Genomic DNA, 12,103 nt, shown 5'->3' on the forward strand with positions numbered 1-12,103 from the left:
TTCAGACCCTCTAACCCGTCTGAAACGAGAAACATCATGCTGATCCCTCAACCCTATTTATTGTTCCTTGGCGATGTCACCGATCCACTGGCCGCTAAAACGGCGCGCGGCATTCACGTTTGGCGCCCTGAGCAGTGCGTCGGCGAAATTAAACTGCCGGGCTGTACTGTCAGCTTAGGTCTGGACGTACTCGATATCGCCACGGCAAAAGAACGTGGCGCGAAAACGCTGGTACTGGGCACCGCCAATGCCGGTGGTTATCTGCCGGAGCACTGGCTTGATACCGTTAAAGGCGCGATCAAAGCGGGCATGAACGTGGCGAGCGGCTTGCACCATCGCCTGGTAGATGAGCCAGAGTTGGTGGCGTTAGCCCAGGAGTTTGGCGTTGAGCTGTTTGACCTGCGCCATATGCGTCCAAAACTGAATGTTGGCAGCGGTAAAAAGCGTACAGGTAAGCGTGTACTTACTGTCGGTACGGACTGCTCAGTCGGCAAGATGTACACCTCGCTGGCGCTGGAAGCGGCAATGCGTGAACGCGGCATGAAGGCGGATTTCCGCGCCACCGGACAAACCGGCATTCTGGTTGCTGGTGAAGGCATCGCGATTGATGCGGTGATTGCCGATTTCATCGCCGGTGCTGTAGAAGCCCTGTCACCCGCCAATGATGCCGACCACTGGGATATCGTTGAAGGTCAGGGCTCGCTGTTCCATCCTTCTTATGCGGGCGTCAGCATGGGTCTGATTCACGGTGCGCAGCCGCACTGGCTGGTGATGTGTCACGAAATGGGCCGTCCGCACATGCGTCATTTACCGCATCAGCCGATGGTGAGTTTGAAAGATTGCGTGGAGGCCAACCTGCGCGCGGCCGATGTCACCAGCGATAATGTGCAACTGGCCGGTTTTGCCATCAACACCTCCAACTACAGCGAAGAAGAAGCTCGCGCCTATTGTGCGGACGTTAGCGCCGAATTCGGCGTGCCGGCCACCGATCCGGTGCGTTTTGGTATCGCGGATATCGCCGCCCTGCTGCAGGAGCGTGGCTAAGATGCGGCGCATGCAGATTGAAGTGCTGGAGCTGCCGCTGGCGCGTCCTTTCGCTATTTCGCGTGGCACGCGTACCGCCGTCACTGTCATTCGCGTCACGCTGGAGCAGAACGGCTTTATTGGTCGTGGCGAGTGCACGCCGACACCGCGTTACGATGAAACACCAGATAGCGTCGAGGCGCAGCTGGAAGTGATGCGTAAGGATGTCGAAGCGGGCTTAAGCCGAATCGATCTGCAAAGCCGTTTATCTGCCGGTTCAGCGCGTAATGCGCTGGACTGTGCGCTGTGGCGCCTTGATGCCGCGCTGGCGAAGCAGACACTGTGGCAGCAGTGCGAACGCACTGCACCGCCTTCGGTGATCACGGCGGAGACCTTAAGCCTCGACTCCATCGAAAACATGGCAGCTGCGGCGGCTGATGCCGTATCGCGTGGTGCCATCCTGCTGAAAATCAAACTGAATCGTGAAGAGATTTTAGAGAAGGTGGCGGCCATCAGAAAGGCTGCGCCACGTGCCACCTTGATCATTGACGCCAACGAAGCCTGGTCGGGCGTCGATCTGCAAAGCCTGCTTATCGCGCTGCAAGCGTACAACATCGCCATGGTTGAACAGCCGCTGCCTGCCGGACAAGACCAGGATCTGCAACGGTTTAACCACCCGATCCCGGTGTGCGCCGATGAGAGTTGCCACGCGCGTGAAGACATCGCCGAGCTGCGTAATCGCTACGAGATGATCAACATCAAGCTGGATAAGTGCGGCGGCCTGACTGAAGCCTTAGCGATGGTCGAAGAAGCGCAAAAGCTGGATATGCGTCTGATGGTCGGCTGCATGCTGGGCTCCTCACTCGCAATGGAAGCTGCGCTGCCGGTGGCGATTGCTGCAGAACACGTGGATCTTGATGGCCCCATCTGGCTGGCCGCCGATAGCTCACCCTTCCTTTCCTACGCTCAAGGCCGAATCTGGCTGTAACCGCAAGAGGCAACGATGACGGACACTTTACTTACCCCCAACGCCGCCAGCGTTGCCGGTCCCGCGCCGGTACTCGCGATACAGGATCTTAGCGTCTCGTTTCGCGGCCGCAGCGGCGTAAATCAGGCACTGAAAGGCATCAGTTTTGCCATTTATCCCGGTGAAGTCGTCGCCGTGGTCGGTGAAAGCGGCTCGGGCAAATCGGTCACTTCGCTGGCGGTGATGGGCCTGCTGGCCGCTTCAGGCCGTATCGATCGCGGCAGCATGCAGTTCCGCGATCGTCAGGGTAAAGCCCACACGCTGGAAACGCTGGATGAAACCCAACGCCGCACCTTGCGCGGGCGCGAAATGGCGATGATTTTTCAGGAGCCGATGACCTCGCTCAACCCGGTACTGCGGGTGGGCGATCAGTTGACGGAAGCACTGCGTGACCATCAGATGTGCGACAAAGCCGCTGCGGATGCGCGTGCGCGGGCACTGCTGCGCCAGGTGCGCATCGCCGATGTCGATCGCGTGATGAAAAGCTACCCGCACTCGCTGTCAGGCGGCATGCGCCAGCGCGTGATGATTGCGCAGGCGCTGGCGTGCGATCCACAGCTGCTGATTGCCGATGAACCCACTACCGCGCTGGACGTCACCGTGCAGGCGCGCATTCTGCACATCCTGCGCGACCTGCAACGCGAGAAGCAGATGGCAGTGCTGTTTATCACCCATGACATGGGCGTGGTGGCGGAAATTGCCGACCGCGTGGTGGTGATGCTGCGCGGCGAAGTCGTGGAACAGGGGACGGTCGCGGACATCTTCAACGCGCCACAGCATCCTTACACCAAAGCGCTGCTTGCTGCCGTGCCGAAACTGGGTGACATGCGCGAGCAACGCTGGCCGCAGCGCTTCCCACTGTTGGGTGCCACTCAGCCCGCCGATAGCGGTGAGCAGCGCACCGCCCGTTATGACGAAACGCCATTGCTGGATGTGCGCGGTTTAAAAGTCTATTACCCGATTCGCAGTGGCATCTTTTCCGCCTTGACCCATCAGGTGCATGCGGTGGAGCAGATCGACTTCAGCCTGTGGCCGGGTGAAACCCTGGCGATTGTGGGTGAGAGCGGCTGCGGCAAATCCACTACCGGCCGCGCGCTGATGCGCCTGATCAAGAGTCAGTCTGACAGCATTCATTTCCAGGGCAATGAAATCGCTAATCTGAAAGAGGCGGAGTTTCAACCGCTGCGCCGCGAAATCCAGATGGTATTTCAGGATCCCTACGCCTCTTTAAACCCGCGTCTGACCGTGGGCTTCACCATTGCCGAGCCGCTGCTGCTGCACGGTCTGGTGAAATCGCTGGAAGAAGCCACGCCGCAGGTTGAAGCCTTGCTGAAAAGCGTTGGTCTGTTGCCCGAACATGCCACGCGTTATCCCCATGAGTTTTCCGGCGGCCAGCGCCAGCGTATTGCGATTGCCCGCGCCATGGCCTTGAAACCGAAAGTCATCATCGCCGATGAGGCCGTCTCGGCACTGGATGTCTCGATCCAGGCGCAGGTGGTGAACCTGATGATGGACCTGCAAAAGCAGACTGGTGTCGCGTGGATTTTCATCTCGCATGACATGGCGGTGGTGGAGCGTATCGCTAACCGCGTGGCGGTGATGTATCTCGGCCAGATTGTCGAGCTTGGCCCGCGTCAGTCGGTGTTCAACCAACCGCAACATCCGTATACCCAACGTCTGCTGGCCTCGGTGCCGGTGGCCGATCCACAGAACCGTCAGACCCGTACTTTCGAAGATAGCGAAATTCCTTCGCCGCTGCGCAAGTTGGGCGAAACGGTCACCAAACCCCGTTATCGCCAGGTTGCCCCGCAACACTGGGTCGCTGACGACATTGCATCGCGCTAACGCTCAATACCAGGAGATTTCATGAAAACCCTTTTTCGCCGTTCGTCACTGGCTTTTGGCTTGACCCTCGCGCTGGCTGCCGCCGCGCAGGCGCAGGATCTGCGTATTTCGATGTATGCCGATATCACCGGTCTCGATCCACACGATACCTCGGATAACGTCAGCTATTCGGTGCAGAGCGGTATCTTTGAACGCCTGTTCCAGTTCGATGCGCAGATGAAACTGCAACCCTGGCTGGCGACCGGTTATACCAATAATGACAACGCCACCGAATTTACCCTGACGCTGCGCAAAGGTGTCACTTTCCAGGACGGTACGCCGTTTGATGCTGAAGCGGTCAAGGCCAACCTCGATCGCCTCGCCGATCAGACCAAAGGCCTGAAGCGCAACAGCCTGTATAAGATGATTGCCAACGTCACGGTGCTGGCGCCGGATCAGGTGAAAATTGACCTCAACCAATCCTTTGGTGCTTTCATCAACACCCTGGCACACCCGTCAGCGGTGATGTGGAGCCCGGCGATCCTCAAACAGTACCCGGAAGAAGCACAGCTGCGCCTGCATCCGGTCGGCACCGGTCCGTTCAAGTTTGTTGACTGGCAGCCGGGCAAGGCCGTTTCGCTGGTGAAGTATGATGGCTACTGGCAGAAAGGCTGGCCGAAGGTGGATAAAGTGACCTTCTCGCCAAGTCCGGAAGATGCCACCCGCGTTGCCGCACTGAAATCAGGACAGGTGGATGCGATCTGGCCGCTGCCGTCGGATCTGATCGCGACTGTGCAGAGCGACAGCAAATTAGCGATCCAGCGCGATCCGAGTATTTATCTCTACTACATGGCGATCAACACTCAGCACAAACCATTGGCGGATGTGCGCGTGCGTCAGGCGATCAACTACGCCATCGACCGCAATCTGTGGCTGAAAGTGGCGTTTGCTGGCATGGGTAAACCCGCTTCGTCCGCGATGCCGGAAGGGGTGCAGTTCTATCAGAAGCAGAGCGAACCGAATTATCACTACGCCCCGGATGAAGCCAAAGCCTTGTTGAAAGCTGCCGGCTATCCGAACGGTCTGGATTTGAAACTGTGGACCACCAACACCACCGCCAGCGTGCGCGCGGCGCAGGTGCTGAAAGCCCAGCTGGCAACGGTGGGCATTCGCGCCACGGTGACGCCAATGGATTCCGGTACGCGCAACGCCAAACTGTGGGGCGTGAAGGATCCTAAAGCAGCCGAATTCGACCTCTATTACGGCGGCTGGTCAACCTCGACCGGTGATGCGGACTGGGCGCTGCGCCCGCTGTATGCCACCGAATCCTGGGTACCGACCTCGTATAACGTTTCGTACTTCAGCAATCCGGATGTGGATAAAGCCATTGCTGGTGGGTTAGCCACCGCCGATCCGGCTAAGCGCGGTGAAGCCTATGCGGAAGCCCAGAAAATGCTGTGGAAAGATGCGCCCGTCGCCTTCCTCGGCACGCCAGATAACCTGGTGGGCAAGCGCAGCATCCTGACCGGCGTATCGATGCTGGCAGATGGCAACTTCCTCTACACCCAGGCGGCATTTAAGTAAGGCAGGGCGTTAATCCCTCACCCTAACCCTCTCCTGCAAACGGGAGAGGGCGTCCCCAATTTAAAGGAAGCGCATGTTCGCATACATTATTCGTCGGCTGCTGGAGATGATCCCTGTCCTGCTGGTGGTCTCGCTGCTGGTGTTCGGCTTTATTAAGCTGCTACCCGGCGATCCGGCGCGCATTTACGCCGGTCCAGACGCCCCGATCGAAGCGGTCGAAGCCGCGCGCCAGCATCTCGGACTCAACGATCCGCTGCCGCAGCAATACGTTAACTGGATCGGTGGGCTGCTACGTGGCGATCTCGGCGTCACTTACCGCACGCAACAGCCGGTGCTGCAAGTGATCAAACAAGGCTTTATGCCAACCCTGTGGCTGGCGCTGGCGGGCTTTGCCTGGTCGGTAATCCTCGGCCTGTTTCTCGGTGTACTGGCCGCACTGAAACGCGGTAAATGGCAGGACTGGACATTGATGAGCGTCGCCGTCGGCGGCATCTCAATGCCCACTTTTTGGTTGGGTCTGTTGCTGATCCAGTTCGTTGCCATGCCCTTTGGCCTGTTCTCGGTGAGCGGGTTCAACAAGGCCAGCGACATTATCCTGCCTGCTATCACTTTGGGTTCCTCGGTGGCCGCCGTGATGGCGCGCTTCACTCGTTCCGCCTTCCTCGAAGTGGCGCAGGAAGATTATGTGCGCACCGCCAAAGCCAAAGGGCTGCGCAATCGGCTGGTGACGTGGAAGCACGTAATGCGTAATGCCCTGATCCCGGTGATCACCATGCTCGGCTTGCAGTTCGGTTTTCTGCTCGGCGGATCGATCGTGGTGGAGAGCGTCTTCAACTGGCCCGGTTTGGGCTGGCTGTTGATCGAGTCGATCAAAGCACAAGATCAGCCGGTGATTCAGGCGCTGGTGATGCTGTTCGTGTTTGAATTTATTGTGATTAACCTGCTGGTGGATCTGCTGTATGCCGTGGTCAATCCAGCCATTCGCCTGCGACAGGAGTCGTGATGAGTACAGAATCTCTCTCTGCCGCAACACCACAAACCATCCGCTCGCCGTGGCGCGATTTCCTGCACGCCTTTGTGCGTAATCCGCTGGCGCTGGTCTCCGGCGGCTTTGTACTGCTGCTGGTGATTGTGGCGATCTTCGCGCCCTGGCTGGCACCATGGGACCCGATGGCACCGGACTGGATGGCCTTATCATCACCGCCCTCAGCGGCACACTGGATGGGTACTGATGATCTGGGACGCGACCTGTTGAGCCGCATCATCTTTGGCGCACGCATCTCGCTTTACGTCGGCGTACTGTCGGTGACGCTGGGCATGGTGGTGGGCGTGCTGCTCGGCTTGCTGGCGGGCTATTACGGTCGCTGGATTGACATGCTGATCATGCGCGGTTCCGACGTGCTGTTTGCCTTTCCCGGCATGCTGCTGGCGATTGCGGTGGTGGCGATTCTCGGTCCGGGACTGAATAACGTGATTATCGCCGTGGCGGTGTTCAGCGTGCCGGTCTTTGCCCGCATCGTGCGCGCCTCGACGCTGTCGCTCAAACAGGCTGCGTATGTCGAAGCGGTGCGCTGCGCCGGTGCGCCCGATCGCGTGATCCTGCTGCGCCACATTCTGCCCGGCACGCTCTCCAATGTGATTGTCTATTTCACCATGCGTATCGGCACCAGTATTCTAACGGCAGCGGGCCTCAGCTTTATTGGCCTGGGCCCGGAACCGGATGTGCCGGAGTGGGGGAATATCCTGGCGATGAGCCGCAGCATGATGATGGGCGGTTTATGGCACGTCAGCGTGTTCCCCGGCCTGGCAATTTTCATTACTGTGCTGGCGTTTAACCTGCTGGGTGATGCGCTGCGCGATACGCTCGATCCCAAACTGAAGAGCTAAACATGGATTTTCAACAACTGCAGCGTGATCTACTGCTGCAACGCTGGCGCACTGAACGCCAGCTCGGGCAACCACGCAGTGCTTGCGGCGCCACCAACCGCATCAGCGATGTGCCCGGCGTGCGCGTCGGCCATCACACGCTGGCAGACGGTGAGAGACAAACCGGTGTGACGGCGATTGTGCCGCCAGGCGATAACCTGTTTCTCAAGCCGTTACCCTGCGGCGCGGCGGTCTTTAATGGCTTTGCCAAGCCGGTCGGGTTGGTGCAAATCGAAGAGTTGGGCGTGCTGCAAACGCCGATCTTGCTCAGCAACACGCTGGCAGTCGGCACGCTGTTTACCACACTGGTGCGTGACGCCATCAGCCGTAACCCGGAGTTGGGTCGCAGTTTGCCTACCGTCAATCCGCTGGCGCTGGAGTGCAACGACGGCTGGCTGAATGACATTCAGGCGCTGGCCGTTACCGAAGCCATGGTGCAGGACGCGCTCGATTCGGCGCAGGCCGATTTCGCCCGTGGCAGCGTCGGTGCCGGACGTGGCATGAGCTGCTTCAGCTTGAAAGGCGGGATTGGCAGCGCATCGCGCTTAATTCCGTCACTGAGTGCCACGTTGGGCGTGCTGGTGCTGGCTAACTTTGGGGCACTGAATGCGTTCACGCTGGATGGTGTGCGCATGGGTGACATGATTGGGCCGCTGCTGCCAGAATTGGCACCGCAGCGCGATGCCGGCTCCATCATCATCATTATGGCCACCGATGCGCCGCTGGATGCGCGCCAGCTTAAGCGTATCGCTAAACGCGCCGGTGCCGGATTAGGCCGTTTAGGCAGTTATTGGGGACATGGTTCAGGCGATATTGCCGTGGCCTTCTCCACGCAAACGCAGCCAAACCCACCGGAAGATGCGGCACTGGAACCGCTGCTTGCCGCCGCCGCTGATGCCACTGAACACGCGGTGCTGGATGCGCTATTAAGCGCCGAAGCGGTCACTGGTTTTCGCGGCCATCATCGTCCGTCACTGACGCAGGTGCTGGATGAATTGGCCAAACCGTAGGGCCGCCATTTATGGCGCCTCTTTCAGCAGCGCCTGTGTTCAGCTTGAATGCCGCCTCTGACGTTAAGTTAACCGTAATGTCGCCATTTTTGGCGCCTCTTACAGCAGCGCCTGTGGTCAGCCTGAAAGCGGCCTTTGACGCACTGTTCCCCGTAGTGTCGCCATTTATGGCGACCGTGTTCCAACCCGCATGGAATTTGCCTGACTTATGAAAATATTCATCTCTGCTGACATTGAAGGTATCGCGGGCGTGATGCGTCCGGAACAGTGCTCACCCGGCCATGCGGAACACCAGCTGGCACGCGGGCTGATGGAACAGGAAGTGAATGCCGCCATCGACGGTGCTTTCGCTGGCGGAGCCACCGAAGTGGTGGTGGCCGACAGCCATGCGCAAATGACCAACCTGCGCGCGGAAAACATCGATCCGCGCGCGCGCATGGTGCAAGGCAAGCCGCGTGGCTTGTCGATGGTGGAGGGCATTGAGCAGCAGCGCTTCGATGGCCTGTTCTTTATCGGCTATCACAGCGCGGCGGGCGAGCCCGGCGTGCTGGCGCACACCATCAACGGCCGTGCGTTTTGGCGCATCCATATCAACGGTAAAGTGATGGGTGAAAGCGATATCTACGCTGCCGCCGCCGCCGAACAGGGTACACCGCTGTGGCTGGTGAGCGGGGACGATCAACTGCAAGGCTGGATCACCGAACACTATCCGTCGGTGGATTACGTCTGCGTAAAACGCGCGATTTCCCACACCTGCGCGGAGTCCATTAGCCCGCAAGCCGCACAAAACGCCATTCGTGCCGCCGCTACTGCGGCGGTACAGCGTGCGCGCCAGGTCAGCACCACGCGTTTGACCGCACCTTATGAGATGCAGTTACAAGCCAGCAAACCGGTACTGGCGGATCTGTTCTGTCTGATTCCCGGCGTCACCAGGATTGATGGCGTGACAGTAAGCTATCGTGCCGAGCAGATGGGCACGCTGATCAGCCTGTTAAGCGCATTCTCCTATCTGGCCAGCACCCAGTCGTAATGTTGGTGCGCATGAATGCGCACCCTACAGATGCTCGGAAGGTTGCCATGACAGCGCACCAAACTGATGCTCGTAGGGTTGCCATGACCGCGTACCCCGCAGACGCTCGTAGGGTTGCCATGGATGGCAATCAATAGATTAGCAATCACGTATCAACGCTTAGGCACATTATTGGCAGGTCGTACCGCATTTCCTGCTGGCTTTTGGTAACCTGCGCGCAATTTATATATAACAACGAGGCAGTCATGCAGCTCTGCAGTTTTTATCTTATTGACCAGGAAAGAAAAAGTTACGGAATCGTGCGGGAAGAGGGCGTGATTGACGTCGGTTCACGCCTCGGCGCGGCATGCCCGGACCTGAAATCTTTGTTACAACGCGGCGCGGTCAGCGACCTGGAAGCCTTTCGTTCTCAACCAGTAGATCACCCATTCAGCGCCATTCGTTTCCTTCCGGTAGTGGAAAATCCTGGGAAAGTGTTCTGTGTCGGCATGAACTACGCGGACAAGCGTAAAGAGTTTGCCGAGACTATCGAAGCGCCGACGCTGTTCGTCCGTTTCGCGGATTCCCTGGCGGGGCATGAGCAGCCGCTGTTAAAACCGGCCACCACCCAGGAATTTGATTACGAAGGTGAACTGGCGGTGATTATCGGTAAGCCTGCCTATCAGGTTAAAGCGGCCGATGCGCTGCAACACGTTGCGGGTTACAGCTGCTTTATGGATGCCACCGTACGTGACATGCAGTTCACCTGGTTTACCGCCGGAAAAAACTGGCAGCAGACTGGCGGTTTTGGTCCGTGGATGACCACCTCAGATGAGATCCCCGATCCGCAGCAGTTGGCGATCAAAACCTGGCTGAATCAGCGTGAAGTGCAGAACGACACCACCGCCAGCATGGTGCATCCGGTGGCGAAAATCATCGAATACATTTCGGCATTCAGCCCGCTGTCAGCAGGCGATGTGATCATCACCGGTTCACCAGGCGGCGTCGGTAAAAAACGCACGCCACCGCTGTTTATGTTCCCCGGCGATGTGATTGAAGTCGAGATCGAAAAAATTGGTCGTCTGCGCCACACAGTGGTTTAAAGAAAAAAGGCTGCCATTTATAAAAATGGCAGCTTTGACTGATGTGTGTTGAATTGACCAGACGACGACCGCTTAGCGCGTAAATCTCACCACGCGGCTGCGATTCAACAGCAGCCGCACTTTGTCACCTTCACGCGCGATCACAAAACGTTTCTCCCAGGGGCCATCCTGCGCGGTGGCGAGCACGCGATCGCCGCCCAGCGATTGCAAACTGGCATGAATCGCTGCCGGACCGATGCCCATAATCAGGCGATCGCCCTCAATCACCATTTGACTGCGCCAGGTATGTGCAAACCAGCGGCCTTGCAGATGCTCAAGGCTGGCGCTGTCCGCCTCTACCGGCACAAAACGGCGTGGAGCATGACCAATCTCACCGACAATCGCTTCACCATCATGGCGTAGCTTGATCGGGAAAGTGCTGGAGAGCGACACTGCATCGCCATGAGGATCGGCGCGCCACAGCGTTTCACCGGCACCCAGCCAGGTCGCGGTCACACCCTGAATCTCCAGCCAGTCGGCGGCGTTTTCTGCCACGTATAAGCCCGGCGTCAAATCATGCCCTTTCTCCGGCAGCGAGCGATCCAGCAGCGCCGCCATCACCCGCAGTGCACTTTCTGAGGTCGCCACATCTTCACGGTTGGCAACAATCGCTACGCCCAGCTTCAGCTCCGGATGCAGCAGGAAATAGCTTTTATAACCCGCATGCGAACCGCCGTGACCGAACAGCGTCTGGCTGCCCAGCGTGGAACTGGTGATACCCAGCCCGTAGCCGCTGGTACGGCCGTCATTGAGATAGCGTGGCGCGCTCAGGCGTTGCAGCACCCCCGCGCCGGGTCCGCTGTCCGCCAGCAGACTTTGCAGCCAGCGCGTCAGATGATTGACGCTGCCGGTTACACTGCCCGAGGCGGAAAGATGCAATCCAGCGCTGGAGAGCTGCCACTGCGCGCCGTTTTGCCAGTAACCCGGCACCAGTCCCGGCACGATATCGAACCAGGTTTCCGGCGCGACCAAACTGATATCCAGCGGCTCGCAGATATATTGCTGCAGCAGATCGTTGAACAGCACACCTTTGGCTTTCAGCGCCTCTTCCACCAGGCGGTAGCCGGTGTTGGTGTATGAAATCTCGCTGCCCGGCGGATAACTGAGATCGCCTTCCTGTGCGACAAAATCCAGCAGATCAGCAGCGCTGGTGGCGTTGTACACCGACAAGCCGAGCAGCGACAGGGTTTCACGCACATCGGGCAAGCCGCTGCTCATGTCCAGCGCCTGGCCGACAGTGATCTGGCCGTTGGCGCCTGTTAGCTGCGGCAGATGCTGCACCAGCTTATCGTTGAGTTGCAGGTAGCGACGGCCAGGCCCGGTGACCAGCGCGGCAAACAGATGCTTGGTTATCGAGGCAAAACGCACCACGCTGTCGGCGCCGAAGGGGGTCTGTTGCGCCAGATCGGCCAGACCGGCACAGTGTGTCGAGTGAATATGATGGGCATCAAACAGGACTAACGCACCACCCGGTGCGCCGGGCTGCTGCCAGCCTTGTGTTATCTGCTGCGCCACCTCGGCGGCCTGCTGCCAGTTCGCGGTCATACTGGTTCCTCCA

At 58.8% G+C, this 12,103-nt stretch carries 10 protein-coding genes; 9 read left to right on the forward strand and 1 reads right to left on the reverse strand.

Features of this window, described 5'->3' with window-relative positions; genetic code table 11:
* Nucleotides 1–36: 36 nt before the first annotated feature.
* From dgcN to FD737_RS13920, 9 genes are all read left to right on the forward strand, one after another.
* Entirely contained in the window at nucleotides 37–1,044 is a 1,008-nt protein-coding gene (gene dgcN / locus FD737_RS13880; RefSeq protein WP_160833750.1) for an N-acetyltransferase DgcN, read from the forward strand.
* Nucleotide 1,045: 1 nt separating this feature from the next.
* Nucleotides 1,046–2,011, forward strand: a complete 966-nt coding sequence (dgcA, locus tag FD737_RS13885) for an N-acetyl-D-Glu racemase DgcA (protein ID WP_160833751.1) — start codon at nucleotides 1,046–1,048, stop codon at nucleotides 2,009–2,011.
* A 15-nt stretch (nucleotides 2,012–2,026) separates the two neighbouring features.
* The gene (locus FD737_RS13890) at nucleotides 2,027–3,895 is read left to right on the forward strand and encodes an ABC transporter ATP-binding protein (RefSeq protein WP_160833752.1); all 1,869 of its coding nucleotides are present in this window, start codon (nucleotides 2,027–2,029) and stop codon (nucleotides 3,893–3,895) included.
* A 21-nt stretch (nucleotides 3,896–3,916) separates the two neighbouring features.
* On the forward strand, nucleotides 3,917–5,458 hold the full coding sequence (locus FD737_RS13895; RefSeq protein ID WP_160833753.1) for a glutathione ABC transporter substrate-binding protein: 1,542 nt from the start codon (nucleotides 3,917–3,919) through the stop codon (nucleotides 5,456–5,458).
* Nucleotides 5,459–5,531: 73 nt separating this feature from the next.
* On the forward strand, nucleotides 5,532–6,461 hold the full coding sequence (locus FD737_RS13900; protein ID WP_045814153.1) for an ABC transporter permease: 930 nt from the start codon (nucleotides 5,532–5,534) through the stop codon (nucleotides 6,459–6,461).
* Nucleotides 6,461–7,345 carry an ABC transporter permease subunit gene (locus FD737_RS13905; RefSeq protein WP_097119447.1) on the forward strand — a complete coding sequence of 295 codons (885 nt, stop codon included), beginning with the start codon at nucleotides 6,461–6,463 and terminating at the stop codon, nucleotides 7,343–7,345. The genes FD737_RS13900 and FD737_RS13905 overlap by 1 nt, the downstream gene beginning before the upstream one ends.
* A gap of 2 nt (nucleotides 7,346–7,347) precedes the next feature.
* The gene (locus FD737_RS13910) at nucleotides 7,348–8,394 is read left to right on the forward strand and encodes a P1 family peptidase (protein ID WP_160833754.1); all 1,047 of its coding nucleotides are present in this window, start codon (nucleotides 7,348–7,350) and stop codon (nucleotides 8,392–8,394) included.
* A gap of 208 nt (nucleotides 8,395–8,602) precedes the next feature.
* A complete protein-coding gene (locus FD737_RS13915; protein WP_160833755.1) occupies nucleotides 8,603–9,424 on the forward strand; it encodes a M55 family metallopeptidase in 822 nt (273 codons plus the stop codon).
* A gap of 245 nt (nucleotides 9,425–9,669) precedes the next feature.
* Nucleotides 9,670–10,506 carry a fumarylacetoacetate hydrolase family protein gene (locus tag FD737_RS13920; RefSeq protein ID WP_160833756.1) on the forward strand — a complete coding sequence of 279 codons (837 nt, stop codon included), beginning with the start codon at nucleotides 9,670–9,672 and terminating at the stop codon, nucleotides 10,504–10,506.
* A 72-nt stretch (nucleotides 10,507–10,578) separates the two neighbouring features.
* Here FD737_RS13920 and FD737_RS13925 read toward each other — a convergent pair whose 3' ends face one another.
* Nucleotides 10,579–12,090, reverse strand: coding sequence for a serine hydrolase (locus FD737_RS13925; RefSeq protein ID WP_160833757.1), 1,512 nt, complete (start codon nucleotides 12,088–12,090; stop codon nucleotides 10,579–10,581).
* Nucleotides 12,091–12,103 lie beyond the last annotated feature (13 nt).

It is taken from the genome of Pantoea sp. Seng (assembly GCF_009829935.1).
Lineage (GTDB): Bacteria > Pseudomonadota > Gammaproteobacteria > Enterobacterales > Enterobacteriaceae > Pantoea > Pantoea communis.